Genomic DNA, 24,239 nt, shown 5'->3' with positions numbered 1-24,239 from the left:
GACGACCGTCGTTCGGGCGGTTTCGACCGTGACCGCGGTGGCTTCGGCGGCCGTGACCGTGACGACCGCGGCGCCCGCTCCGGTGGCTTCAACCGTGACGACCGCGGCGACCGCGGTGCCCGTTCCGGTGGCTTCAACCGTGACGACCGCGGCGGCTTCAACCGTGACCGCGACGACCGTGGCGGCCGTTCCTTCGGCGACCGTCCGGCCCGCTCCTTCGGCGACCGCCCGTCCTTCGGCCGTGACCGCGACGAGCGCGGCAGCAGCAGCCGTCCGTTCGCGCGCCGTGACGACCACCGCTCCGGCGGCCGTCCGCAGTCCTCGGGCTTCGGCGGCGGTCGTGACCGCGACGACCGCGGTGCCCGCTCCGGCGGCTTCAACCGCGAGGACCGCGGCGGCTTCAACCGCGACGACCGCAAGCCGCGCTGGAAGAACTGAACCCGTACCGCCGGTAGTTGACGAAACCGCCGGCTGACGGACGAAGGGCCCGCTCCACTTGTGGAGCGGGCCCTTCGGCGTTCCCCCCGGAACTTCCCCGGCGTCCCCCTGGGTCCCCGATATCCCCCGATACCCCCCTGGGACCCTCTGGACGTTTCCCCCCGAGGTGTTGTTCTTGGAGTGAGAATAACCTGTGGCGCGGGCTGAGGGAAGTCCATTAGCGTCGGGCCCATGAGCAGCAGACTGCACGGTGTGGCCGTGGTGAACGAGGAGATCGCCGCGCGGGGGAGCTACCGGGCGACCGGGGGTGAACTCGTCGAGGTGGGCGATCAGTTGGCGGCGGCCCGGGCCGGGACGGTGTCGTATGCGCCGGCCGCGCTGGACGCCCTCCTACGGGCCGGCAGCCCAGGTCCCGGGCCGGGCCGCGGGGCGGTCGAGGTGACGGCCGAGGGCAGCGTCCAGGCCGCGCGGCGCCTGGTCGAGGCCGGCGCGGGACCGGTCGGGGTGCTCAACTTCGCGTCCGCGCGCAACCCCGGCGGCGGATACCTGCGCGGCGCCCGCGCCCAGGAGGAGGACCTCTGCCGCAGCGCGCTCCTCTACACCTGCCTGCTGGAGGCGCCCGACTACTACGAGGCGCACCGCGCCTCCACCGACCTCCGGTACAGCCACCGGGTGATCGTCTCGCCCGGCGTGCCCGTCGTCCGGGGCGAGGGCGGCGCCCTCCTCGCCCGGCCCTACCCCGTCACGTTCCTGACCTCGCCCGCGCCCAACGCGGGCCAGCTGGCCCGGCGTTCGCCCGGCGTCGACGTCCGCGGCGTGCTCGCCGAGCGGGCCGTGCGGGTGCTCGCGGCGGCGGCCCGGCACGAGGTCCGCACGCTGGTGCTCGGGGCGTGGGGCTGCGGCGTGTTCGGCAACGACCCGGCGGAGGTCGCCGAGGCCTTCGAGGGCGCGCTGGCCCGGTACGGGGCCGCCTTCGAGCGCGTCGTGTTCGCGGTGTGGGACCGCTCGCCGGTGTCGGCGAACCGGGCCGCGTTCGAGGCCCGGTTCACCGGCTGAGCGCTTCGGCGGCCGGTCAGGCCTCGGCGCGGCCGGACAGCGCCGTCGCCACGGCCGAGGCGGCGGCGACCACCCCGGTGACGGCGAACACGGACGGCCACGCGCCGATCCGCTTCGCCAGCGGGTGCGAGCCGCCGAAGGCCACCACGTACAGCCCGGTCAGCACGGCCGCCGTCCGCGCGCCCGAACGGCGGTGCCACTGCGCGGCCGCCCCGGCACCGGCCACCGCCAGCACCGCGCCGCCCAGCTCGCGCCGCCCGGTCCAGCGGGCCACGCCGTAGCCGCCGACCAGGCCGCTCGCGGCGGTCAGGGCGGCGGGCGCGCCGTCCGCGATCACGTTCGGGACCTTCGCCATCGTCGACTCCACTCGTCCGCTCGGGGGATGCGTTCCGGCTTCCGACCATAACTCCACGCGCTCGGGCACCCGCTCGCGGCCCTTGGTGCCTAGTGCCGTGGCCCTTGGTGCTTACTGCCGTGGTCCTAGCGGAACGCCTGCGCGGCGGTCTGCGCGGGCACCGTCCGCGACAGCCGCTCGGCCGCCTCCGCCGGGGACAGCACGCGCTCCAGCCGCAGGTCGCCCGGGAGGTCCGGGATGAACCGGCCCGCCGACCACGTCCGCTCGTACGGCTGCGGCTCCAGCACCAGCGTCCGAACACCGTCCAGCACCGGGATGTCGGCCGGCGTCCCCTCGTTCCAGAGCCACGAGCCGTCCGGCGCCACCAGGTTGAACGCGCCGGCCGCGATCAGGCGGCGGCCGTCCGGGTGCGCCGTGCGGCACAGCGCCACGACCTCCGGGTCCTGCCGGACGCCCGGCAGGTGGCCGCCGCCGATCAGCACGTCGGCGAGGAGCGTGTGCAGCTGGAAGGTGTCGCTCAGGCCGTCCATGCGGAGCAGGTAGCCCGTGCCCGTCGGCCGGTCCAGCACCAGCAGCGGTTCGTCGTCGAGCACCTGGGCCAGGTACGAGAGGCCCTTGAGGTCGTGCCGCTCACCGCCGTACCGGGCGATCAACTCCAGCAGCACGGCCGTCACGCCCGAGGCGCGCGCCTCCGCCCGCACCGGCGCGTGCGCCAGCACCGCCCACGCGGCGCGCTGCCACAGCTCCAGCGTCCACCAGCCGACGACGGCCAGGTGCGCCTGCCAGGCGTCCAGGACGGCCGGATCCGCGATCCGCCCGTGGGCCGCGCCCGGGTCGTCCTCCTCCGGATCGGGCAGCGGACCGCCGCCCGTCGCCTCCCACCGCTCCACGAGCCGCTGCGCGCCCGTCAACGCGCCCCGCAGCCCGGCCAGCACCGGGCCCGCGCACGCCGACGGATCGGCGCCCCGCTCGACGCAGGCGCCCACGAGCATCGCCAGGTGCGAACGCGGGAACGGCGGCGCGTCCGGCAGCAGCGCCGCCAGCCGGGGCCCGGCGGTCGCCACCTCCTCCGGGCCGGCCGGGCCGAAGAGCCCGCCGACCAGGCCGAGCGCCGGGCCGAACCGCTCCTCGTCCTCCGCCGCGACCACCGCCTCCAGGACGGCCACCGCCTCGGCGAAGGTGGGCTGCTGATGGGGCGTGGGGGTGTGCTGGGAGGCCATTCGCCGCAGCATAGGCGGCGGGCGGGGCGGGGCGGGGAGCGGAGCGGGGGCCGTGCGGGGCCGCGTGGGGTGCGTGCGTCGGCGGAAGCAGCGGCGCGGCGAAGGCACCGTGACGCATACTCACGCGGTGACTGCGCCCCATCCGATACGAGTCCCCGGCCCCGGCACCGAGGCGGAACCCGCCCTGAAGGTCGCCCCGCTCGAACTCTTCCTCGACCTCGTCTTCGTCTTCACGATCACCCAGCTCACCGGCAGCCTGGCCCACCACCTCACCGTCGACGGCCTCGTCCAGGTGCTCGTCATGCTGGCGGTCATCTGGTGGATGTACGACGCCTTCATCTGGCTCACCAACGCCATGCCGCCCAGCAACCACCGCCGGCGCGGCCTCCTCATGCTCGCCATGGGCGCGTTCCTGGTGATGTCGCTGTCCGTCCCGCACGCCTTCGAGGGCAGCGGCGTCGCGTTCGGCTGGGCGTACCTGGTGGTCGTCGCCGTGCACACAGGCATGTTCGCGGCCTCCGGCGTCGCGCTGCCCGCCGTGCTGCGGATGGGCGGGGCCAACCTGGTGGGCGGCGCGCTGGTCGTGACCGGCGGCTACTGCACGGGCACCCTCCAACTCGCCTTCTGGGCCGCCGCCTTCGCCATGCAGTTCGTGACCCCGCGGGTCGCCCGGCTGCCCGAGTTCCGGCTCCGCGCCGACCACTTCGTCGAACGCCACGGACTGATCGTGATCATCGCCTTCGGCGAGTCCGTCATCGCGATCGGCGTCGGCGCCGGCGGCCTGGACCTCACCCTGCCCCTCGTCGCCGTCGCCCTGCTCAGCCTCGCCGTGTGCGTCGGGCTCTGGTGGGCCTACTTCGGGCACGACGACGACGCCCGCGCCGAGCACCACATGGCCGCCCTCACGTCCGCGCGCCGCAACTGGACCGCCGTCACCGTCTACTACCTCGGGCACGGCGGACTCCTGCTCGGCATCCTGCTGTTCGCCGCCGGGGTCAAGTCCGCCGTCGCCCACCCGGGGGCCCCGATCACCCTCCCGCAGGCCGGCGCCCTCGCCGGCGGCATCGCGCTCTACCTCGTCGTCAACACCGCCGTCCGCCGCACCTTCCGCCTCACCCCGAACGCGCCCCGGCTCGTCGCGGCGGCCCTCCTGCTCGCCACCGTCCGGCTCGGCACCGCCGTCTCCGCCCTCGCCCAGGTCGCGGCCACCGCCACCGTCCTCGCCGCCGCCTTCACCTACGAGGCCCGTCGGTCCCCGGTGGCAGACTTCCCCCGTGACTGACACCGCGATCACGGACGGCGCCTACCTGATCCGCAACGCCGCCGACGGCCTGCTCCTCGAAGTCGCCGACGGCAGCCGCCGCAGCGGAGCCCGCATCCGCTGCGGCGAGGCCACCGGCACCGACGCCCAGCTCTGGCACCTCACCGCCGTCCACCCCGGCGGCGCCCTCTACCACCTGGAGAACGCCAACAGCGGCAAACGCCTCGACGTCACCAACGCCTCCCCCGACGACGGCGTCCCCATCCAGCAGTGGTCCGCCAACGCCTTCGGCGCCCAGGAATGGCTCCTCGAACACCACGACGACGCCCCGGGCACCTACACCATCACGAGCTTCATCAGCGGCAAACCCCTGACGGCCACCGAGGGCGGGGTCGAGCAGCGGGCGGACACCGACTCCCCGACACAGTGGTGGCACCTGGAACGCCGGGGGTAAGCGGGTGGGGCTTCGGCGGTTCGCTCAGGCGGAGAGGTTGGTGCGGAGGGCGGTGAGGTCGGTGTCGGTGATGCCGTGGGGGGCGAGGTAGGCGGGGATGGAGCCGTGGTGGGTTTCGATCCAGGCGAGGGAAGAGGCGAGGAGGGCGGCGGAGACCGGGCGGGAGACGCGTTCGGTGCCGGTTTCGTCGACGTACGGGGTGGGGCCGTCGAGGAGGCCGAGGCCGGCGTTGGAGCGCAGGAAGTCGGCGGTGATCTCGGCCTCGGAGGCGCCGAGGAGGGACTGGACGACCGCGATGGTGAGGCCGGTGCGGTCCTTGCCGACCGCGCAGTGGACGACGGCCGGGACGGCTTCCGGGGCGGCCAGGCGGCGGACGGTCGCGGCGATCGACGGGCCGCCGGTGCGGGCCATGAAGGGGTAGAGCGCGGCCTGGTCCTCGGGCCACGGGTGCTCGTCGTCCTCGCGGTCGGCGGGGAGGGTCGGCACGTGGAGGGTCTCGTGGTCGAGGCCGTGCCGCAGGTCGGGCCAGACCTCCAGCTCGAACGCGCTGCGCAGGTCGACCACGGTGCGCAGGCCGAGGGCCTTGAGGCGCCGGGCGCCTTCCTCGGTGAGGGTGTGGAAGGAGCCGGAGCGGTAGAGCACACCGCGGCGGAGGGTGCCGATGCCCCCGGCGTCGCGGAAGTTGCGCACGCCGGGGATGTCGATGAAGGCGTCGATGGCGTCGGTCATGGCACCACGGTACGGGTGCGGGCGGTGGTGGCGGAAGGAAACCGGAGGAGGCCTTTCGGTGCCGCCGGGTGACGTCCGGTCACCTCGGGCGGACCGTTCTCAGCGTCCGCCGGCGACGTCCAGGAACGCGCCCGTCATGTACGACGAGGCGGGGGAGAGGAGGAAGAGGATCGTCTCGGCGACCTCCTCCGGCCGCCCGCCGCGCCCCATCGGCAGGGTGGGGCCGACCCGGTCGACCCGGCCGGGCTCGCCGCCCAGGGCGTGGATGTCGGTGTGGATCAGCCCGGGGCGGACGGCGTTGACGCGGATGCCCTCGGCGGCGACCTCCAGCGCGAGGCCTCGGGTCATCGAGTCGACGGCGCCCTTGGCGGCGGCGTAGTCGACGTACTCGTTCGGCGAGCCGAGCCGGGAGGCGGCCGAGGAGACGTTGACGATGGCGCCGCCGCGACCGCCGTGCCGGGTGGACATCCGGCGGACGGCCTGCGCCGCGCACAGGAACGGGCCGGTGATGTTGGCCGCCCAGATCCGGTTCAGCCGCTCCTCGTCGAGGTCTTCGAGCCGGCACTGCCGCTCCAGCGTGCCCGCGTTGTTCACCAGGCCGGTGAGCGGCCCGAGTTCGGCGTCCACGGTGGCGAACAGCCGCTCCACCTCGGCGGTGCGGGTGACGTCCGCCCGGACGGCGACGGCGGTGCCGCCCTCGGCCCGGATGGCGGCCACGACGGCGTCCGCCGAGGCCTCGTCGGCCCGGTAGTTGACGCACACGTGGTGGCCGCGACGGGCGGCGAGCAGGGCGGTGGCGGCGCCGATGCCGCGGCCCGCGCCGGTGACGAGCAGGACCTCGGGGGGAGTGGTCGACATGTCCGTACGCTATCCGGTGGCCCGCTACCCGGTGGGCGCTACCGGGTGGCAGCTATCCGGCGGGCGTCACCGGGTGGCCGCTACCGGGTGGCCCGGTCCGTGGTGCCTGCCGCCGCCCGTAGGGCCGCGATCTTCGGCGCGCGGCTCTTCGGCGAGTCGAGGCTGAACCCGCGCGCGTCGCCGAGCTCGTCGCGGACGAACGCCTCGGTGCGGGCCACCGCCTCGCGCAGCGCGTCGTCCGGCGGCACGAAGGACTGGTGGACGATCTCCGCGCGCTCGGTGTCGTACTCCCACAGCCCGACGATCCGGCCCCGGTCGAGCACCACGTGGGTCTGCGGGTCGGCCTCGCTGCCGAACGACCGCCCGGCCCGGCCGGCGGGCAGCGGGCGTGCGGCGTCGGCGGGGTCGAGCAGCCGGGGCAGGTCGCGGTGCAGGAGGTGGATGCCGTCGATGCCCGCGAGCAGGGTGTAGCGCGGCTCGGCGGGGATCCTGAACTCGGCGTACTCGTCCAGCAGTTCGGACGGCATCAGGAACTCCGAGCCGGGTGCGAGCGGGACCAGCCCGGCCTCGGCGACGGCCCGGCGGGCGGTGGCCGCGGTGAAGCCGGAGAACCAGCGGAAGTGCCGCAGGGTGGCTGGGGCGGCCCAGGAGAAGTAGCGGCGGGCGAGGTCGACGGTGCCTCCGGCGACCGGCTGGTCCCAGCCCACGTAGCCGTAACGCTGCTGGTCCAGACGGCCGTTGACGGGCACCCGGCGGATCCGTCCGCGCGACTGCATCAGCCCGAGCGCGAGCGGCAGGGTCGTCGAGACGCCGCGTTTCTTCCCCGCCTCGCCGAGCGACCGGACGGCGTCGCCGACCTCCTCCCGGATCGACGTCGGGTCCAGCGGCTCCGCCTCAGACAACACGCGCTCGATGGCCAGGCAGAGCTTCTCCACCTCGTCCCGGCCGACCCCCAAGTGCTTCTCCGCGGAGGTCAGTTCGGCCACCGGTCCGGCGGCGCCGGCGGCCAGCCCGAGCGCGAAGTCGGCGGCCGGCAGGACGTACGTGCAGCCGCGCGCCGCCGGCAGCTCGTGCACCTCCAGCCGCGCCACGGCCGCGTCCACCGCCGCCCGGCGGAGCCCGGCCCGGGCGAACAGCCCCAGGTACGGCGCCGCGCCGCCCACCGACCGCGCCCACCCGGTGGCGGCCAGCACCTCGGCGGCGGGTGCGCCGGGGTGCGGGCGGTCCAGCCACTGGCGGTGCGACCACCAGGCGCGCAGTTTCGCGGTGTCGGCGTCGGTGCGGGTCTCCGGTCCGTGCTCCATGGGGCCAGTATCGGCCGACGGGCGGGCCCCGAGCAGGAAATCGGTCGCCCGGCGCGGCCGGGCTCGGGGAGGATGCGATCACCACCGCCACGGCCGACCGAGCTGTTCGAGAGGAGAACGCGCATGCCCGTAGTGCCCATGGCTGCCGCAGTGCCCGCAGTGCCCGCAGTGCCCGTAGTGCCCATGGCCTCCGCAGTGCCCGTAGCGCCCGTAGCGCCCGGGGCCGTCCTGCTCGCCGGCATCGTCGGCTCGACCGCGTACGGCTTCGCCCACGCCGGCTCCGACATCGACCGGCTGGGCCTGTTCGCCACCCCCACCGAGGAGTTGCACGGCCTGCACCGCCCGGCCGAGTCGCACGTGACCACCCGGCCGGACGCCACCCTGCACGAGGCCGCCAAGTGGTGCCGCCTCGCGCTCTCCTGCAACCCCACCGCGTCCGAACTCGTCTGGCTGCCCGACGACCTGTACGAGACGCGCACCCCGCTCGGCGACGAACTCATCGGCATCCGCAGCTCGTTCCTCAGTGCGCCGGCCGTCCGGAACGCCTACCTCGGCTACGCGGACCAGCAGTTCCGCAAGCTGCTGACCCGCGACACCACGGACGCCGCCGCGCGGCGCCGCGCCGCCAAGCACGCCCGCCACCTGGTGCGGCTCGTCGAACAGGCCGTCCACCTGCACGAGACCGGCACCAACCTCGTCCGCCTGCCCGACCCCGAACGCATCCGCGACCTCGGCGAACGCATCGCCGACGACCCGGACGTCGCCCGCCCCGTCCTCGTCGCGGCCGCCGACCGCCTCGACCGCCCCGGCGTCCTCCCCGCCGCCCCCGACCAGCGCCCCGCCGAGGCCTGGCTCCGCCGGGTCCGCGCCGCCCACTACACCCCGCCCCCGGCACCCCCGGCCCCCGGCGAGTCCCTCCAATCCACTGGCGGACCCCTGGGGCCCACCGGGTAGGATCGCGGTGGCCCTCCCCACACGGGGCAGGGTCGCGGGCCACTAGCTCAATTGGCAGAGCTGCGGACTTTTAATCCGTAGGTTCAGGGTTCGAGCCCCTGGTGGCCCACCGTGCGAAGAGGCGGTCCGACCTCCTCCGACCTGCGGTCCGGCACTGCGGCTGCTCGATGCGGCTGCGGTGCCGCTGCGTTTTCGGGGCCGTGGAGGGGTGGCGCCGGAGGCAATAGGTCGGTCATGCCTTCGTCTCAGCTCTGTCGCGAGGGGTTCGCCGGGCGGTCGAAGGTTGGTAGAACTGGAACAGGCATGTCTGGTCGAGCGGACGGGGGAGCGGTATGAAGTTCGACATGGGGAACCAGGCGCTGCAGACGCTGATGTCGGGGTCGAAGACCTCGAACCAGGATCTGGGTGCGCTGGTCAAGCAGCTCGTGGCGGCGGCGGAGCCGCTGGAGGGCAAGTTCAACGGTCAGGGCAAGCAGATGTTCGACAGCTTCAAGTCGCGGGCGGACGAGATCGCGAACGCGCTGAACTCGTCGCTGTCGGCGATCCTGGGCGGTCAGTCGGGCATGGAGCAGGCCTTCGGCCAGGGTGACCAGGAGCAGGGCCAGAACGCGAAGACGAACATGACGTCCGCGCGCTTCGACGCGGCGCGCTTCGGCGCCCGCTGACCGCGACCGGGTGTCGGGGCTTTCGTACGGTTCTTCATCGGGTTCTTCAGCAGGTTCTTCAACGGGGAGTGTGATCTGTCATGGCCGGTGGCGGGGGTTCGGACCGTCGTTCCTACGACCACGGTGCTTCGTCCGAGGCGCAGCGCAACATCCAGGGCGTGATCGGGCAGCTGGAGCAGGTGATGACCGCGCGTGACGCGCAGGTGAAGGCCGTCATGGGCGACTTCCAGGCCGACGGCGTGTCCGAGGAGTACCACGCCAAGGAGCTGCGCTGGAAGAACGTCTCCCAGGAGGTGCGCAACATCATCTCGCTGCTGCGCAAGACGCTCGAGGAGAACGACAGCACCGCGCAGCAGACGGTCGCCCGCGCCAAGACCGCGGTCGACAACATCGGCTGACACGCGCTCGACACGGGGGGGTAGGACGTGAGCGACGAGAATCCGGTGAACCCGGCCGAGGTGCCGGTCTTCACGGGCAACCTGGGCACTCTCGACGAGAAGGTCAAGTCGATTTCGACGGGCGGGGCGAAGATCGCCACGGCCGCCGGGGACGTGCACACCAGCTTCGGCGCCCTGAGCGCGTTCTACAAGGCGCCCGAGGCCGACCAGCTGTTCGGGACGACGAAGCCGGTGTCGGACCTGGGCCTGAAGCTCAGTCAGGACGTCTGCACGATCTCGGGTGCGCTGGGCCAGTACTCCAAGGACGCGGCGCCGATCAGGGACAGGCTCAAGACCCTGAAGGACGAGGCCATCGCCTTCAAGGCGATGGCCGACAAGAACCATGACTGGCGCCAGGACGAGGACAAGGTCAAGGAGAACAACAACCGGCGCAACGACATCGCCGACGCCTGGACCCAGTTCCAGGGCGTCGAGCGGGACGCGTACGCCAAGATCGTCGCCCTGGTCGGCGGCAAGCCGCTGCGCGTCAACGACGGCTCCAACGCCGACGACATGTACGGCTACAACGCCAAGGACCTCAAGGACTCCAAGGACCTGCCCTGGGGCAGCGCCGTCGACCGCGACATCCCCTGGTGGGACCTGCCGGACCAGGTGATCGAGTTCGGCAAGGGCGTGATCATCGACGGCGTCTGGGGCACCATCAAGGGCCTGGGCACGCTGGTCGGCTTCGGCGGCTGGGACGCGTGCAAGCAGGCCTGGACCGGCCTCGCCAAGCTCGCGACGGGACTCGTCATCACGGGCATCCCGGGCGTGGGACCGGCGTTCTGGGCGATGCCGGACAAGGACCTCCCGTCCTGGCTCCGCGACTCGCGCACCGCCGTGAAGGAGACCGGCAAGGCGCTGGTGGCCTGGGACCAGTGGAGCTCGAACCCCTCGCGAGCGGCGGGCGCCGTCACGTTCAACGTGCTCACCACGGTGTTCACCGGCGGCGAGGGCGCGGCCGCGGAGGGCGCGGGCAAGGCCGGTCTCGCCGGGAAGGCGCTGTCCGTCGCGGGCAAGGTCGGCAAGGCCATCGACCCGATGACGTACGTCTTCAAGGGCGCCGGCTTCGGCATCTCCAAGGTCAGCGACGTCATGAAGGGCCTGAAGGGCATCACCGACTTCAAGATGCCCAGCATCAACCTCGACAAGGCGGTCTCCATCCCGGAGGGCGCCATCAAGCTCCCCGACGGCTCGTTCAAGCTCCCGCCCGGCGCCCAGATCCCCGAAGGCGCGATCAAGACCGCCGACGGCGGGATCAAGTTCCCCGAGAAGACCGTCGAACTCCCGCCCAACACCATCAAGTTGGAGCACGGCGGCAAGGTCGAGTACATGGACCCGCACGGCAACGTCTACGACGAGGCCGGCAACATCCGCCAGCACGGCGGCGAAGCGCCGAAGGAGAACCTCCCCGGCGACCACACCGGCGCGGACCACGACCCGGTCAAGCCCCACAACCCCGTCGTCCCGGCCAAGGCCAAGGTGCCCGAGATGGCGGGCGTCGGCGGCCGCGACGGCGTCATCAAGCTCGGCTCGGACCTCTCCGAACCGGTCCACGTCCCGGACCACGTGCCGGACCACGTCCCCGACCACCTGGCCCCCGGCGGCCACGCCCCCGACCACACCCCCGGCGGCCACGCCCCCGACCACACCCCCGGCGGCCACGCCCCCGAGGGCCCCCGCAACGACCTCAACCCGTCCGGCAGCGGCCACGACACCCCGGGCACGGGTGGGCACGACGGTACGGGCGGCCACGACGGTACGGGCGGGCACGACGGTACGGGCGGCCACGACGGCTCCGGCACGGGCGGGCACGACGGCTCCGGCACGGGCGGGCAAGACGGCGGCTCGACGGGCGGTCACGACGGCGGCTCGACGGGCGGTCACGACGGCACTGGCGGTCACGACGGCGCCGGAACGGGCGGCCACGGCCACCAGAACCAGGGCAACGGCACGCACCAGGGTGAGCCGGAGATCAGTCCGGAGCGGCGCAAGGAGCTGATGGACAAGCACGTCCGGCTGGCCAACGATGATCCGGCCTGGTTCGAGGAGCACTACCGGGTCGACAAGAACGGTGTCGTCAAGCGTCAGAGCATCGATGCCCTCGTCGACGGCGTCGAGCTCCCGCAGCTGGCGAAGGACGCCAACGGCCACTACGTCGCCACCCACGACCTCCCGAACGGCCCGAAGGCGACCACCTTCGGCAAGAAGACGTTCGGGCTCGACACCGTCCCCGACGGAGCCCTCAAGTCTCTCCGGGATGCCGCGATGGACCGCCGTGTGTCGGTGAACCTGAACAACGCGGAGATCGCGCTGCACGACGCGACGACTCCCGAGGCGAAGGCGAAGGCCCAAACGGCGGTCGACGCGGCCCGGAAGGCGTTCGATGACCGGCTCCCCGGGGTCAAGAACAACAGCAAGATCTCGGAGGAGTTCGGTCACCAGGTCGCGGTCAAGCACGTGATCCCGCACAAGTTCCCCGAGGCCGAGATCATCGACCTCCCCAAGACTCCCAACGGCGCGAACATGTTCGACGGGGCGTACAAGCTCCCCAACGACGAGTACCTCCTGGTGGAGGAGAAGGCCCCGTCCAACGGCCCCGACTGGCGCCAGGGGAAGGCCGACCCCGACCCGCTGAATCCGGCGGACCACGGCGGCGCCCAGGGCATGCGCGTCCAGCAGGGCACCCTGCCCTACGTCCGGACGATCCTGGCGGAGATGACCTCCCGCGGCGGACGGGACGCCGAGATAGCCAAGGATCTCCGTGCCGCGCTGAAGGCGGGAAAGCTGAAGTACGTGCTGGTCAAGGCCAGGGAAGACATCGCAGGCGCTTACGATGGCGGCGTGATGGAACAATTCCACCTCTAACCCGAGGACATCAGATGACAACGCGCGTTCCGCGCCACGAATTCCGCACGGATGACGCGGACCAGGCCATGGCACCGGTCATCGAGTCCGCCAACGAGGCCGTCGACGGCATCGAGACCTCCGAGTACGACCGTGCCGATGCGCTCGACATGACGCTCGCCGCGGCGGACTGGCGCTGCGCGAAGGACCCCAGGGCCGGTGCCCTGGGGACCTGGGAGGCGTGGGTGTTGGCCATGCAGACCGGGTCCGCCCTGTTCGCCGCCGGCACGGCGAAGGAGGGCCCGGTGGAGTGCCGGGTCGGTGTCGAGGGCGAGCTCCGCAAGCTGCCCGCGACCGGGCCGCAGGACTACCTGAACGCGGGCAGCTGGCTGAAGGCGTTCTACCTCGCGGTGATCTGCCGCGAGGACGACCGCATCGACCAACTCGCCCAGGTGCCAGTCGAGTTCCTGCGCGCGTCCGGGATGGAGTTCGACGAATACGTCTACCACTGGATCCGGGCGCTCCAGCTCGCCTGGTCCGGCGAGCCCCAGACCTGGGAATCCCTCGTCGCCGCAATCAAGGGAACGGCTCCGGAGGACGCGCGGATCGCCGGCGCCGAGTTGATGCTGAAGATCCTCTACCCGCCGCTGGAGCTCTTCCAGCTCTACCTGCGCCGCGAGGGCGAGGCCTTTAACAAGTCCCTGGCCGACGCCCTGACTTGGCACAAGGAGTACTGGACCGCGAACGAGGCCCGTTCGCTCAACGCCACCGGCCTGGTCGCCCTCGCCCCGCTCGCGATCGCCTGCCTCGCCCACGACGCCGACATGCCCGTCGACGTCGAGTCGGAGTACCTGCCGCACCACCTGCTCCGCCGTGGCTGGGTCGGTGAATTCCCGACGTAGACCCCGCGGAAGTGCCTGTCGGCCCGACCACCGAAATGGTGGTCGGGCCGACGCGGCTCTCGGTCGGTTCGAGCGGTCAGGCCTTTCCCGAGGCTGCCGCCCGGGCGTCGATGGCATCGAGTGCGGATCGTTCGAGCGGGATGACCGGATTCGTGCCCAGGTGGTCCTGCCATCGGCCGAAGGGGACGCGCAGCGTGAAGAAGTCGGCGACCCTGTTCTCGATGACGAGGCCGCACCAGGCTCCCCTGTCGAACATCCGGAGCAGCGGCTCGAACGGGTCGGGCAGCGAGGGCAGTCGGACCGTCGAGCTGTCGAGCAGGGCGGCCCAGCGCAACGCGGCCCGGCACAGGGCCTTCGCCTTGACGAACCCGACGCCGGCTTCGAGGAAGGCATCGAGCTGCGAGGCGAGTTCCGCATCGACCTGGACGGACGGGTCGACGTGCGCGGCGAGATCGACGAAGGGCCAGTCGTCTGTCGCCTGGTACGCCTGTGCCCAGAGCGCCGAGCGGCGGAGGTACTCGCGGAACAGGCGCGAGCGCGAAGGGGCGTGGGCGTAGGCGGCATCCTCGTCCCACCAGTCGATGGCGGTGAGACGGTCGAACGTCGCCCGGGCTCGATCGCTCTGCGTCATCGGCCCGCCTCATGGGCCTGCTTGACGCGCTTGATGAAGGCGTCGGCTTCGGCCCTGGTGATCTCGACGTGGTCGATGTCGTTGTGGCCGAGGTAGTAGAGACGGAAGTATTCGGTCGGCTCCCAGCAGAGGTTGCGGGTGTAGGCCTCGTCGTAGTCGATGCCGTCCGCCGAACTGCGGCGCGCGATTCCGCTGGGGTTCTCGCGGGAGTCGCCGGTGTGGAGCTTCGCGTAGTAGACGAAGCCGCTGAGGACTTCGACGTCGGCGCCCTGCGTGGTGAGCCAGCGCTGGAGGGCGAGGCCGTCGAGTTCCTGTTCGGTGTCGTCGGTGACGACGGTGACGGGGCCGAAGAGGGTGCCGGACAGGCCGCGGAGCACGGTGTGGTCGTCGACGGTGACGGTGAACGAGGTGTTCGCCGTGGTGGCGTCGGACAGATCGGCGCCGCGCAGGTCGACTTGGAGGAGGGTGGCGTTGGTGAGGTCGGCGCGGCGGAAGGTCGCGGCGGTGGCGTCGACGTCGATCAGGGAGGAGGAGGTCAGATCGGCGCGGTCCAGGCAGGCGGACCGTAGGGTGGCCAGGTCCAGGGTTGCCTTGACCAGACTCGCCCCGGCGAGGTTCGCGCCGGTCAGGTCGGCCTTCTCCAGGCGGGCGCGCCAGAGTTCCGCGTTGGCCAGGGAGACGCCGGCGAGCACGGAGTGGGCGAACCACGCTCCGGTGAGGTCTCCGTCAGAGAGGGCAGCTCCGCGCAGGTCGAGGCCGGTGGCGTCCAGCGGCTCGCCGTTCGCTGCCGTCACCCAGGCGCTGAGCCGGGCTGCGGCTTCCCGGTCCAGCGGCAGGCTCTTCGTGGACCACGCGGCGCGGTTGCGCAGTGTCGCCAGGGCGACCGGGCCTTTGGTGTCCTCCGGTGCGCGGCCGGTCAGTTCGGTGAGGGCCTGGGTGGGGGACAGCTCGCGGTCGTGGGCCGAGCGCAGGCGGTCCAGCCAAGCGAGGGCGGCGCTGTAGCGCTGGTCGTTGTCGACGTCGGCGGGCTCGAAGCTCGCGGCGTCCTCGGTGTCGGAGGCCCAGAGGTAGCCGAGCAACCCGTGGCCGTCGGCGATCGGGACGTACCGCACGTCTCCGTCCGTCGTACGGCGGTAGCCGGGTGCGTGGGTGAAGCGCTCGTACCGGCGGGCGAGCTCGAACCGGGACCACGAGTCGGCCGGGGCCCCGTCCTGGTCGAAGTGGGGGTCGACGCCGGTTTCGGTCGGCGTGCCGAAGTAGGTCGGGTCCTCCGGGTCCATGTCGGAGCCGAGGACGTCGGTGAGCTCGGCCAGGGCGGCCGCGAGCCGGGGCGCGTTCGCCTCGTACACGGCGGGCTGGGGCCGGCCCCGGAGGTCGAAGGGCAGCCAGGCGTCGGAGAACGTCGTCAGGTCCACGGCCGCGAAGTCCGTGTATGCGGATGTCGAGAGATGGAACAGGCGCTCCGTGTGGACGTCGCCCGCGGGGCCGAGCAGCATGCCGGCCGGGGAGATGGTGGCATCGACGGAGCCGATGGGGCCCGGTCGCAGGGCGGCGCGGACCTCGGCCGCCAGTTCCTCGGCGGAGCCGTTCGCCCGGAGCTCGCCCTTGTACAGTGCCGAGCGCGGCTTGCCGGACTCCGAGACGGTGAGACGGACCCTGGGCTCGCCGACCACCATCCGGTGCGCGGCCAGGACGGCCCGTGCGGCCAGCAGATCGGTGAGGCAGCGGAGGATCGGTTCGCCGCCCTCGGTGGAGTCGCCCCAGGTCCAACGGGAGACCGGCGTGCTGGCGATCACTGTGCTACCTCCGGTGTGAACGTACGAAATCCGATGGCCCGACCGCCGGAGTGGTGGTCGGGCCATCGGGCGTCCATGAGTCCCGGAGGTCAGCTCTCCTGGGACGGGGTGCCGAGGGCTTGCTTGACCCGTGCGATGAAGGCGTCGACCTCGGCCCTGCTGATCTCGACGTGGTCGTCCTCGTTGTGCCCGAGGTAGTAAAGCCGGAAGTATTCGGTCGGCTCCCAGCGAAGATTGCGAGTGAATTCCTCGTCATATTCGATTCCGTCGACGACGCGGCGACGCATGACGGTTTCGGGGTTCTCCCGCGAGGAGATCTCACTGAAAACCGCATAGTACGTGACGGGCTCGCCGCTGAGTACCTCGACCTGGGCGCCGCGTTCGCCGAGCCACTTCTCGAGGGCGACGCCGTCGAGTTCCTGCTCGGTGTCGTCGGTGACGACGGTGACGGGGCCGGACAGTGTGCCGGACAGACCGCGGACCACGGTGTGCTCGTCCACGCGGACCTTGAACGAGGTGTTCGCCACGGTGGCGTCGGTCAGGTCGGCGCCGCGCAGGTCGACACGGAGGAGGGAGGCCCCGGGGAGCTCGGCGTTTCGGAAGGTGGCCTCCCGGGCGTCGACCCCGTACACCGAGGCCGACGTCAGGTCGGCCCCGTCCAGGCAGGCGGACCGCAGAGAGGCCTCGTCCAGGGAGACCTTGACCAGGCTGGCGCCGGTGAGGTTCGCGCCGGTCAGGTCGGCCTTCTCCAGGTGAGCGCGCCAGAGCTCCGCGCCGGCGAGGGAGACGCCGGCGAGCACGGAGTGGGAGAACCACGCACCGGTGAAGTCCCCACCGGAGAGGTTGGCCCCGCGTAGGTCGAGCTCGGAGGCCTGCAGCGACTCACCGGCGGAGGCCGTCACCCAGGCGCCGAGACGGGCCGCGGCCTTCTGGTCCAGCGGCAGGGTCTTGGGATACCACTTGTCAGGGATATCGGATGCCACGATCGCCCCAACCCCCTTTCTGCTCATTGGTTTTCTTGGGGAGGCGCACGTCGTCAGGATTGTGCGAGCTCCTGCAGCTTCCGGAGTTCGTCCACGTCCGTCAGTCCACCCGGAGTCGCGTGCCCCGCCTCGGGATCTCCGGGGAGCGCCGTCAGTTCCGTCAGCGCGGCGGTGGGGGACAGTCCGCGGTCGTACGCCTTCTGAAGCCGGTCCAGCCAGACCAGACCCGCCCGGTAGCCGTCGAGATCCGCAGTTTCGGAAGGTTCGAAGCTCGCGGCTCCGTCGGTGTCGGATACCCATAGGTAGCCGAGGACACCGGTGATGCCGATCACGGGGACGTACCGGACAGGGCCGGACGTGGTCCGCTTGTAGCCGGCCGTGAATCTCGGGGTTTGGTTGAAGATGCCGTTGCGATAGGGAATTTCGAAGCTCCCCCACACATCCCAAGGGGTGCCGGCATCGTCCCTGAAGTGGTTCTCGATCCCTGACTCCGTCGGAACGGCGAGCCGCGTCGGATCGTCGGGATCGATCTCCAGGTCCAGCGCCTCGGAGATCTCGGCCAGGGCCGCGGCCAGGCGCGGCGCATTGACGGCGAATACCGATTCCTGAGCACGCCCGCGCAGGTCGAGCGGTAGCCAGGCGTCGGAGAACGTTGTCAGGGTCACGTTGAAGAAGTCTTGGGACACCTCGACGGAGAGGGTGAACATCTTCTCTGTGGGCTGTCCGCCGTTGTCGGTGTCCACGATTCCGTCGCACGGCGCGTACAGGTTCACGGTGCCGATTTCGCCTGGGGCGAGACGCTTTTCGATGTGCGAGACCAGGGCGTCGGCGGCCCCCGAACCGTCTTCGGCGAGCGCACCGACCCGGAGGTCCGCCTTGAGGAGGTGGCTCCGGTTGCCCGGCTCCGGGATCGACACGGCAACCTGCCCATCGTGGGGCGTGCCCAGGCGGTGCCGATCGAGGACCCGGATCGCCAGGGCGAACCGGTGGACGGCCTCGCTGACCAGGTCGGTGGGACGGCCGCGCACGCCCCAGTACCACCGCGCCACAGGGGTGCTGGCAATCACGGCTGGCCTCCAGGCATGAATCGGGCGCCGGGCGGAGATAGGAGTGTTCCGTCCTCGGTGCGAAGAACGACGATCACGTTATTCCGCTCGTAGATCCTGGCGAGGTCCTTCTCGACACCCGCAGCCAGCATATCGGCCATGCTTCCCTTGGTGTCGACGACGAAGACCTTGACGTCGGCGCCGGAGTCCGCGAGCTGCCCCATGTTCTGCCACATCTTGTTGGCGACCTTCTTGGGGTTCGCGATCTCCTTGAACTGATAACCGAAGGTGGTCCCGTCGTGGGCACGGGCCATCACGTCCAGGTCGGTCTCCGGCCCGGCGGTCACACCGGGCTTGATCTCCGAACCGTCCTTGAGCTCGAAGCTGATGTCCGTGATGCCACTCCGCTGCAGACGGTCGGCGAGGCGAAGCTGCTCGATGCCACCCGACATCGCATTCTTCTGGCTGAGGCTGCCCACCACCTGGTCGAAGTTCGTCATGCCCTTGAACCGACCAGAAGCGATCAGGTCGGCCGTCTCCTGGCCGGCCGGGTGGCTCGCCAGGTTTTCGATGGCTTTGTCGAGGTCCGCACGTTTCGGCTTCGGGCCAGGCAGGAGGTCCCTGATCTTCTGCTCCGTCTCGCCCCCGAGCTGGAGGGGACGGTTCTCGGTGGGTGGACGGTCCCAGCCGTGGTCACCGGCGTCCGGAGCCGCCGGGTGGTCGCCTGTTCCCGAGGGGCCCTGGTCGCCGCCGGTCGGGCCGTCGTGACCGCCGGTGTGGTCGCCGGGGGCGTGGTCGCCGCCGCCGTTGTGGTCGCCCGGGGTGTGGTCCCCGCCGCCGGGGTGATCGCCCGGAGTGTGGCCGCCGTCGGGCTTGGGGTGTTCGGTGCCGGGGTTGTGGCCGGTGCCGTGGGGTTCGTGGGTGGTGCCGGTCGGGATGTCGTGGACGGGCTCGGTGGGGAGCTTGATGTCGCCGGCGCCGTCGGGGACGTGGACCTTGCCGAAGAGGTCGGCCTGTTCGGCCTTGATGACTTCGAGCTCGTGGGGGGTGAGGCCGGGGAGGCGTTCCTTTTCGTAGAGGACGTGGCCGTCCATCTTGGCCTTGAAGCTGTCGGCGGTGTGGAACTGGAGCTCGAACTTCTGGCCGGTGACGGCGTCGCGCCAGGTGGAGTTGATGCCCTTGTAGCCGGCGGCGTCCCAGGTGTTCTTGAAGGTGATGTTCTCGAAGCCGCGCTTCTGGAGGTCCTCGATGGCTTGCGTGACGCCGTGGGCGTAGTTGTCGGCGGGGACTTCGAGGGTGTAGCGGACGGAGTCCTTGATCTTGGCGATGGCGTCTTCGGGGCGGATGCCGGGCCTGGCGAGGTCGGTGGCGAGCTTGCGCTTGAGGGAGTCCTCGCCCTTGAGGCGGTACTCCAGGCCGATGAGCTTGCCGTTGTCGACCTTGCCGGCGACCTGCTGGACGGCCTCGGTGACCCGGGGCTCGTGGGTGGCGGACTCCTGCATGAACTTGTCGGCTGCGGCGTTGGCCTCGGGGTTGAGCTTGAGGCCCTTCTCGCCCTCCCACGAACCGTCGGGACGGTTGCCCAACGGCTCCTCGGCGGGCGGGTGTTCACCCGAGCCGGGGCCGGAGCCACCGTCGTGACCGCCACCCGTGCCGGCACCACCGTCGTGGCCGCCGGGGGTGTGGTCGCCGGAACCGCCGTCGTGGCCGCCGGTGTTGTGGTCCCCACCGGTGCCGTCGTGGCCGCCCGTGTGGTCGCCGGTGCCGTCGTGGCCCGGCCCGTCGTTGTGGCCGGGGGGCTCGTGGCTCGCGTTGGGGCCCTCCGGGGCGTGACCGCCGGGGGTGTGGTCCGGCACGTGGTCGGGCACGTGATCCGGGACATGGTCGGGCACGTGGTCCGGCACCTTGAACGGGTCGGACAGGTCCGAGCCGAGCTTGATGACGCCGTCGCGGCCGCCGACGCCCGCCATCTCGGGCACCTTGGCCTTGGCCGGGGTGTGGAGCGGGTCGGGGCCGTTCGGCTTGACCGGGTGGTCGGGGGTGGTGCCGCCGGGGTGGTCGCCGTTGTGGTCGCCGGGGACGGTCTCCTTCGGCGCGGTCTCACCGGGGTGGATGTTGCCGGCGTCGTCGTAGACGTTGCCGTGCGGGTCCACGAACTCGGTCTTGCCGCCGTGCTCGAACTTGACGGTGCCGGGCGGGAGTTCCTTGGTGCCGGCGGGCAGCTTGATGGTGTCGTCGGCACCCTTGATCGCGCCCTCGGGGATCTGGGCGCCGGGCGGGAGCTTGAAGGAGCCGTCGGGGAGCTTGATGGCGCCCTCGGGCAGGGAGATGGCCTTGTCGAGGTTGATGCTGGGCATCTTGAAGTCGGTGATGCCCTTGAGGCCCTTGACGACGTCGCTGACCTTGGAGATGCCGAAGCCGGCGCCCTTGAAGACGTACGTCATCGGGTCGATGGCCTTGCCGACCTTGCCCGCGACGGACAGTGCCTTCCCGGCGAGACCGGCCTTGCCCGCGCCCTCCGCGGCCGCGCCCTCGCCGCCGGTGAAGACGGTGGTGAGCACGTTGAACGTGACGGCGCCTGCGGCGCGGGACGGGTTGGAGCCCCACTGGTCCCACGCGAGGAGGGCCTTGCCGGTCTCCTTCATCGCCTTGCGCGAGTCGCGCAGCCAGGACGGCAGGTCCTTGTCGGGGACGGCGAGGAAGAGCGGGCCGACGCCGGGGATGCCCGTGATGGCGAGGCCGGTGGCGAGCTTGGCGAGGCCGGTCCAGGACTGTTTGAAGGCGTCCCAGCCGCCGAAGCCGACCAGCGTGCCCAGGCCCTTGATGGTGCCCCAGACGCCGTCGATGATGACGCCCTTGCCGAACTCGATCACCTGGTCCGGCAGGTCCCACCAGGGGATGTCGCGGTCGACGGCGCTGCCCCAGGGCAGGTCCTTGGAGTCCTTGAGGTCCTTGGCGTTGTAGCCGTACATGTCGTCGGCGTTGGAGCCGTCGTTGACGCGCAGCGGCTTGCCGCCGACCAGGGCGACGATCTTGGCGTAGGCGTCCCGCTCGACGCCCTGGAACTGGGTCCAGGCGTCGGCGATGTCGTTGCGCCGGTTGTTGTTCTCCTTGACCTTGTCTTCGTCCTGGCGCCAGTCATGGTTCTTGTCGGCCATCGCCTTGAACGCGATGGCCTCGTCCTTCAGGGTCTTGAGCCTGTCCCTGATCGGCGCCGCGTCCTTGGAGTACTGGCCCAGCGCACCCGAGATCGTGCAGACGTCCTGGCTGAGCTTCAGGCCCAGGTCGGACACCGGCTTCGTCGTCGCGAACAGCTGGTCGGCCTCGGGCGCCTTGTAGAACGCGCTCAGGGCGCCGAAGCTGGTGTGCACGTCCCCGGCGGCCGAGGCGATCTTCGCCCCGCCCGTCGAGATCGACTTGACCTTCTCGTCGAGAGTGCCCAGGTTGCCCGTGAAGACCGGCACCTCGGCCGGGTTCACCGGATTCTCGTCGCTCACTTGCCCTTGTCCTCCGGCTGGATGCCGAGCGCCTTGAGGTCCACGGACTTCGCCGCGTCCTGGGCGTTCTTCGCGGCGGTCAGGTCGCCGGCGATGTACTCGTTGACGGCCTTGACCGTGCCGGTCAGGCAGGCCTCGATGCGCTCCGACATCGACTTCAACTCGGCCTGCCGGCCTTCCAGGTACTGCGAGAGGGCGGCCGCGACCGGGCCCATCGCGCCGTGCGACAACGAGGGTGCGCCCACGGGCACCGGGCCCTGGACCTCGACCGTCGCATGCGATCCCGGCACCGCCGTACCGGCGGCCTGCGCTGCCGCCTGCATGTCCGTCACCAGGTTGTTCAGTGCCGTCGAGAGGTCGCCGGCGTGTCCGCCGACGATCTTCAACTGGCCCTGGACGCCCTGCGGCTGGATATCCCAGTCACCCGCCATGTCGAGCTCCCCCGTTGTCCGTGCCTACTGGATCGGCCCGTGTCAGCCGATGTTGTCGACCGCGGTCTTGGCGCGGGCGACCGTCTGCTGTGCGGTGCTGTCGTTCTCCTCGAGCGTCTTGCGCAGCAGCGAGATGATGTTGCGCACCTCCTGGGAGACGTTCTTCCAGCGCAGCTCCTTGGCGTGGTACTCCTCGGACACGCCGTCGGCCTGGAAGTCGCCCATGACGGCCTTCACCTGCGCGTCACGCGCGGTCATCACCTGCTCCAGCTGCCCGATCACGCCCTGGATGTTGCGCTGCGCCTCGGACGAAGCACCGTGGTCGTAGGAACGACGGTCCGAACCCCCGCCACCGGCCATGACAGATCACACTCCCCGTTGAAGAACCTGCTGAAGAACCCGATGAAGAACCCGTTGAAGAACCTGCAGAGGACCTCGTGGAGGACCCTGCAGAGAAGGAACCGACGACCCGGTCGCGGTCAGCGGGCGCCGAAGCGCGCCGCGTCGAAGCGCGCGGACGTCATGTTCGTCTTCGCGTTCTGGCCCTGCTCCTGGTCACCCTGGCCGAAGGCCTGCTCCATGCCCGACTGACCGCCCAGGATCGCCGACAGCGACGAGTTCAGCGCGTTCGCGATCTCGTCCGCCCGCGACTTGAAGCTGTCGAACATCTGCTTGCCCTGACCGTTGAACTTGCCCTCCAGCGGCTCCGCCGCCGCCACGAGCTGCTTGACCAGCGCACCCAGATCCTGGTTCGAGGTCTTCGACCCCGACATCAGCGTCTGCAGCGCCTGGTTCCCCATGTCGAACTTCATACCGCTCCCCCGTCCGCTCGACGAATCGTAAGTATGTCCATTTCTATCAACCTATATCCCGCCCGCAAGGTGCGGCCCCCGGCTTGTGACCAACGTATGACACACCACCAGGCGTGTTGCCGCCGGTCGCCGCCGAGGCCTTCACTCACCCTTCAAATGCCGCACCAGACGCTCGAATTCCGTCCACCCGGAGAGGTCGGACGGATCCCCGGGCATCGGGTAGTAATAGGCCGGCCGGGCCTTCGGACCCAGTCTGACAGGCTCCGCCGACAGCGGCGTCCGGCGGGCGCGGTCGTCCGGGACGGCCCGGACCTCCTCCGCGCCGAGCACGAAGGCCAGCGGCACGCCGGGGCCCTCGAAGTACGCGGGCACCGCCAGGTCGCGGCGGGCGCGGCGCAGCTGGAGCAGCATCGACTTGAGCCGGTGGCGGGTCACCAACGCCTCGGCCATCCGCGGCAGGGCGTCCAGCGGCGGCTCCTCGCCGGGCCCGTAGCCGAAGGCGAGGGTCACCTCCTCCTCGACGCCGGATTTGGTGCGGGTGACCTTCAGCGTGGCCAGGCCGGGGCGTTCGGGGCTGCCGACGACGACGAACCAGGTGGGCTCGGGTGCCCGGGAGTAGGCGAGGTCGGTGAGCCGGCCCGGGGACCACGGCAGGTTGGCGGGCTCGGCGCTGCCCCAGCCGGCCGGCGGCTCGCCGGTCAGTTCGCGCCAGACGGTCTCCAGGGCGCCGCCGAGGACGAGGCGGGCGTCGGCGGGGTGGGCGGTGCGGAAGGTGACGGCCAGCTGGAGGTCGCCGGTGGCGGAGACGTCCTGGTAGGAGGCGGCGACCGGGGTGCGCGGGTCGTCCTCGGTGCCCTCCGGGTTCACCACGGTGGCGAACATGCCCTCCTGCCAGCGCAGGACGGCGCCGGTGAGGCCGTCGTAGTAGCCGTCCCGCTCGTCCTGGACGACCCAGCGGGACGGCCAGCCGGGCAGGTTGCCGCGGACGGCGGGGGACAGCGTGGTGCCGGCCGGGGTGACGATCTGCAGGCCGCGGTTGGAGTCGGCGGCGGCCCGGAAGGCGTCGGAGAGCCAGGCGGTCATGGCGACCACCGGGCGGTCCATGATGACCACGGCGACCTTCTCGGTCAGCACGTCGACGGCGGGCTGCGCGGCGGCCGGGGTGGGCGCGGCGGTGATCCCGGCGGTGTCGACGACGGCCAGCGAGCGGGTCGCCTCCCGCGGCCACGCGGTGCCGTCGGCGAGGTGGGCGACGCGGGCCGCGAAGGTGCCGGCGAGCTTCTCGGCGTCCGGCACGCCGGTGGTGGCGCGGGCCTCGGTCCACCAGTACGGCACGCGCGGCGGGGTCGCGCCCAGCAGCCGCTCGGCCTCGCCCGGGACCTGCACCAGCAGCGGCGCCTCGACCGAGACCAGCGGCCGGGCCTGCTCGTCGAGGAGCTGGACGACCGCGCCCTCGCCCGTCGTGTCCAGGAGCTTGTCGGGGCCGCCGGAGAGGAGGCCGGCGAGCACCGTCCAGGCGTCCGGCATCCGCGGGGTGAGGGCGATGACGTCCTTGGTCATGTC

22 protein-coding genes, 1 tRNA gene and 1 pseudogene are annotated in these 24,239 nt (G+C 71.5%); 10 read left to right on the top strand and 14 right to left on the bottom strand.

Features of this window, described 5'->3' with window-relative positions; genetic code table 11:
• Positions 1–438: pseudogene (locus tag ACFVSN_RS14670) on the top strand (RNA helicase); the annotation flags it as partial.
• A gap of 231 nt (positions 439–669) precedes the next feature.
• Positions 670–1,494 carry a TIGR02452 family protein gene (locus ACFVSN_RS14665; RefSeq protein ID WP_380440626.1) on the top strand — a complete coding sequence of 275 codons (825 nt, stop codon included), beginning with the start codon at positions 670–672 and terminating at the stop codon, positions 1,492–1,494.
• A 16-nt stretch (positions 1,495–1,510) separates the two neighbouring features.
• On the opposite strand, the gene ACFVSN_RS14660 is transcribed toward ACFVSN_RS14665, so the two are convergent.
• Positions 1,511–1,849, bottom strand: a complete 339-nt coding sequence (locus tag ACFVSN_RS14660; RefSeq protein WP_380440624.1) for a hypothetical protein — start codon at positions 1,847–1,849, stop codon at positions 1,511–1,513.
• Positions 1,850–1,974: 125 nt separating this feature from the next.
• Complete coding sequence (locus tag ACFVSN_RS14655) at positions 1,975–3,069, bottom strand: hypothetical protein (protein ID WP_380440622.1); 1,095 nt, start codon at positions 3,067–3,069, stop codon at positions 1,975–1,977.
• A gap of 127 nt (positions 3,070–3,196) precedes the next feature.
• Between ACFVSN_RS14655 and ACFVSN_RS14650 the strand changes: the two genes are divergently transcribed.
• Positions 3,197–4,351 carry a low temperature requirement protein A gene (locus ACFVSN_RS14650; protein WP_380504239.1) on the top strand — a complete coding sequence of 385 codons (1,155 nt, stop codon included), beginning with the start codon at positions 3,197–3,199 and terminating at the stop codon, positions 4,349–4,351.
• A complete protein-coding gene (locus tag ACFVSN_RS14645; protein ID WP_387955328.1) occupies positions 4,344–4,784 on the top strand; it encodes an RICIN domain-containing protein in 441 nt (146 codons plus the stop codon). Before ACFVSN_RS14650 ends, ACFVSN_RS14645 begins: the two co-directional genes overlap by 8 nt.
• A gap of 24 nt (positions 4,785–4,808) precedes the next feature.
• Here the strand turns inward: ACFVSN_RS14645 and ACFVSN_RS14640 are convergent, their stop codons facing one another.
• From ACFVSN_RS14640 to ACFVSN_RS14630, 3 genes are all read right to left on the bottom strand, one after another.
• The gene (locus ACFVSN_RS14640) at positions 4,809–5,513 is read right to left on the bottom strand and encodes a tyrosine-protein phosphatase (RefSeq protein WP_387589782.1); all 705 of its coding nucleotides are present in this window, start codon (positions 5,511–5,513) and stop codon (positions 4,809–4,811) included.
• Between the two features lie 99 nt (positions 5,514–5,612).
• Positions 5,613–6,371: an SDR family oxidoreductase gene (locus ACFVSN_RS14635; RefSeq protein ID WP_387955327.1), complete on the bottom strand. Its 759-nt coding sequence runs from the start codon at positions 6,369–6,371 to the stop codon at positions 5,613–5,615.
• 80 nt (positions 6,372–6,451) lie between these two features.
• On the bottom strand, positions 6,452–7,675 hold the full coding sequence (locus ACFVSN_RS14630; protein WP_387589787.1) for a DNA glycosylase AlkZ-like family protein: 1,224 nt from the start codon (positions 7,673–7,675) through the stop codon (positions 6,452–6,454).
• A gap of 183 nt (positions 7,676–7,858) precedes the next feature.
• Here ACFVSN_RS14630 and ACFVSN_RS14625 point away from each other — a divergent pair, with 183 nt between their 5' ends.
• From ACFVSN_RS14625 to ACFVSN_RS14600, 6 genes are all read left to right on the top strand, one after another.
• Positions 7,859–8,629: a DNA polymerase beta superfamily protein gene (locus tag ACFVSN_RS14625; RefSeq protein WP_387955326.1), complete on the top strand. Its 771-nt coding sequence runs from the start codon at positions 7,859–7,861 to the stop codon at positions 8,627–8,629.
• 36 nt (positions 8,630–8,665) lie between these two features.
• Positions 8,666–8,738 (top strand) — tRNA-Lys (locus ACFVSN_RS14620).
• A 223-nt stretch (positions 8,739–8,961) separates the two neighbouring features.
• Positions 8,962–9,294, top strand: a complete 333-nt coding sequence (locus ACFVSN_RS14615) for a hypothetical protein (protein ID WP_380436721.1) — start codon at positions 8,962–8,964, stop codon at positions 9,292–9,294.
• An 80-nt stretch (positions 9,295–9,374) separates the two neighbouring features.
• Entirely contained in the window at positions 9,375–9,692 is a 318-nt protein-coding gene (locus tag ACFVSN_RS14610) for a pore-forming ESAT-6 family protein (protein ID WP_380436719.1), read from the top strand.
• Positions 9,693–9,719: 27 nt separating this feature from the next.
• Positions 9,720–12,599 (top strand): hypothetical protein, encoded by a 2,880-nt coding sequence (locus tag ACFVSN_RS14605; RefSeq protein WP_387955324.1) that lies wholly within the window; start codon positions 9,720–9,722, stop codon positions 12,597–12,599.
• A gap of 14 nt (positions 12,600–12,613) precedes the next feature.
• Complete coding sequence (locus ACFVSN_RS14600; RefSeq protein WP_387955323.1) at positions 12,614–13,480, top strand: immunity 49 family protein; 867 nt, start codon at positions 12,614–12,616, stop codon at positions 13,478–13,480.
• A gap of 76 nt (positions 13,481–13,556) precedes the next feature.
• On the opposite strand, the gene ACFVSN_RS14595 is transcribed toward ACFVSN_RS14600, so the two are convergent.
• The 9 genes from ACFVSN_RS14595 to ACFVSN_RS14555 all read right to left on the bottom strand — a co-directional run bounded on the left by ACFVSN_RS14595 (position 13,557) and on the right by ACFVSN_RS14555 (position 24,236).
• A complete protein-coding gene (locus tag ACFVSN_RS14595; protein WP_387955322.1) occupies positions 13,557–14,111 on the bottom strand; it encodes a hypothetical protein in 555 nt (184 codons plus the stop codon).
• Positions 14,108–15,907: a pentapeptide repeat-containing protein gene (locus ACFVSN_RS14590; RefSeq protein WP_387955320.1), complete on the bottom strand. Its 1,800-nt coding sequence runs from the start codon at positions 15,905–15,907 to the stop codon at positions 14,108–14,110. Before ACFVSN_RS14590 ends, ACFVSN_RS14595 begins: the two co-directional genes overlap by 4 nt.
• An 89-nt stretch (positions 15,908–15,996) precedes the next feature.
• A complete protein-coding gene (locus tag ACFVSN_RS14585; RefSeq protein ID WP_387589803.1) occupies positions 15,997–16,890 on the bottom strand; it encodes a pentapeptide repeat-containing protein in 894 nt (297 codons plus the stop codon).
• A 53-nt stretch (positions 16,891–16,943) separates the two neighbouring features.
• Positions 16,944–17,957, bottom strand: coding sequence for a hypothetical protein (locus tag ACFVSN_RS14580; RefSeq protein WP_387955319.1), 1,014 nt, complete (start codon positions 17,955–17,957; stop codon positions 16,944–16,946).
• The gene (locus tag ACFVSN_RS14575) at positions 17,954–21,433 is read right to left on the bottom strand and encodes a hypothetical protein (RefSeq protein WP_387955317.1); all 3,480 of its coding nucleotides are present in this window, start codon (positions 21,431–21,433) and stop codon (positions 17,954–17,956) included. The genes ACFVSN_RS14580 and ACFVSN_RS14575 overlap by 4 nt, the downstream gene beginning before the upstream one ends.
• On the bottom strand, positions 21,430–21,864 hold the full coding sequence (locus tag ACFVSN_RS14570; protein ID WP_380436717.1) for a DUF6507 family protein: 435 nt from the start codon (positions 21,862–21,864) through the stop codon (positions 21,430–21,432). The genes ACFVSN_RS14575 and ACFVSN_RS14570 overlap by 4 nt, the downstream gene beginning before the upstream one ends.
• 42 nt (positions 21,865–21,906) lie before the next feature.
• Positions 21,907–22,224, bottom strand: coding sequence for a pore-forming ESAT-6 family protein (locus ACFVSN_RS14565; RefSeq protein WP_380436719.1), 318 nt, complete (start codon positions 22,222–22,224; stop codon positions 21,907–21,909).
• A gap of 119 nt (positions 22,225–22,343) precedes the next feature.
• Positions 22,344–22,676 carry a hypothetical protein gene (locus ACFVSN_RS14560; RefSeq protein ID WP_380436721.1) on the bottom strand — a complete coding sequence of 111 codons (333 nt, stop codon included), beginning with the start codon at positions 22,674–22,676 and terminating at the stop codon, positions 22,344–22,346.
• A gap of 141 nt (positions 22,677–22,817) precedes the next feature.
• Positions 22,818–24,236 (bottom strand): DUF6177 family protein, encoded by a 1,419-nt coding sequence (locus ACFVSN_RS14555; protein WP_387589812.1) that lies wholly within the window; start codon positions 24,234–24,236, stop codon positions 22,818–22,820.
• Between the last annotated feature and the right edge of the window lie 3 nt (positions 24,237–24,239).

Source organism: Kitasatospora sp. NPDC057904, assembly GCF_042887925.1.
Lineage (GTDB): Bacteria > Actinomycetota > Actinomycetes > Streptomycetales > Streptomycetaceae > Kitasatospora.
The sequence above is the reverse complement of the archived record's forward strand: the minus strand, read 5'-3'. Positions and strand labels throughout refer to the sequence as shown.

Excerpts from the sequence above, each read along its gene's own strand:
- ACFVSN_RS14665 (WP_380440626.1), top strand. The coding sequence starts at position 670 with ATGAGCAGCAGACTGCACGGTGTGGCCGTGGTGAACGAGGAGATCGCC.
- ACFVSN_RS14660 (WP_380440624.1), bottom strand. The coding sequence starts at position 1,849 with ATGGCGAAGGTCCCGAACGTGATCGCGGACGGCGCGCCCGCCGCCCTG.
- ACFVSN_RS14655 (WP_380440622.1), bottom strand. The coding sequence starts at position 3,069 with ATGGCCTCCCAGCACACCCCCACGCCCCATCAGCAGCCCACCTTCGCC.
- ACFVSN_RS14640 (WP_387589782.1), bottom strand. The coding sequence starts at position 5,513 with ATGACCGACGCCATCGACGCCTTCATCGACATCCCCGGCGTGCGCAAC.
- ACFVSN_RS14635 (WP_387955327.1), bottom strand. The coding sequence starts at position 6,371 with ATGTCGACCACTCCCCCCGAGGTCCTGCTCGTCACCGGCGCGGGCCGC.
- ACFVSN_RS14630 (WP_387589787.1), bottom strand. The coding sequence starts at position 7,675 with ATGGAGCACGGACCGGAGACCCGCACCGACGCCGACACCGCGAAACTG.
- ACFVSN_RS14625 (WP_387955326.1), top strand. The coding sequence starts at position 7,859 with ATGGCCTCCGCAGTGCCCGTAGCGCCCGTAGCGCCCGGGGCCGTCCTG.
- ACFVSN_RS14615 (WP_380436721.1), top strand. The coding sequence starts at position 8,962 with ATGAAGTTCGACATGGGGAACCAGGCGCTGCAGACGCTGATGTCGGGG.
- ACFVSN_RS14610 (WP_380436719.1), top strand. The coding sequence starts at position 9,375 with ATGGCCGGTGGCGGGGGTTCGGACCGTCGTTCCTACGACCACGGTGCT.
- ACFVSN_RS14600 (WP_387955323.1), top strand. The coding sequence starts at position 12,614 with ATGACAACGCGCGTTCCGCGCCACGAATTCCGCACGGATGACGCGGAC.
- ACFVSN_RS14595 (WP_387955322.1), bottom strand. The coding sequence starts at position 14,111 with ATGACGCAGAGCGATCGAGCCCGGGCGACGTTCGACCGTCTCACCGCC.
- ACFVSN_RS14570 (WP_380436717.1), bottom strand. The coding sequence starts at position 21,864 with ATGGCGGGTGACTGGGATATCCAGCCGCAGGGCGTCCAGGGCCAGTTG.
- ACFVSN_RS14565 (WP_380436719.1), bottom strand. The coding sequence starts at position 22,224 with ATGGCCGGTGGCGGGGGTTCGGACCGTCGTTCCTACGACCACGGTGCT.
- ACFVSN_RS14560 (WP_380436721.1), bottom strand. The coding sequence starts at position 22,676 with ATGAAGTTCGACATGGGGAACCAGGCGCTGCAGACGCTGATGTCGGGG.
- ACFVSN_RS14555 (WP_387589812.1), bottom strand. The coding sequence starts at position 24,236 with ATGACCAAGGACGTCATCGCCCTCACCCCGCGGATGCCGGACGCCTGG.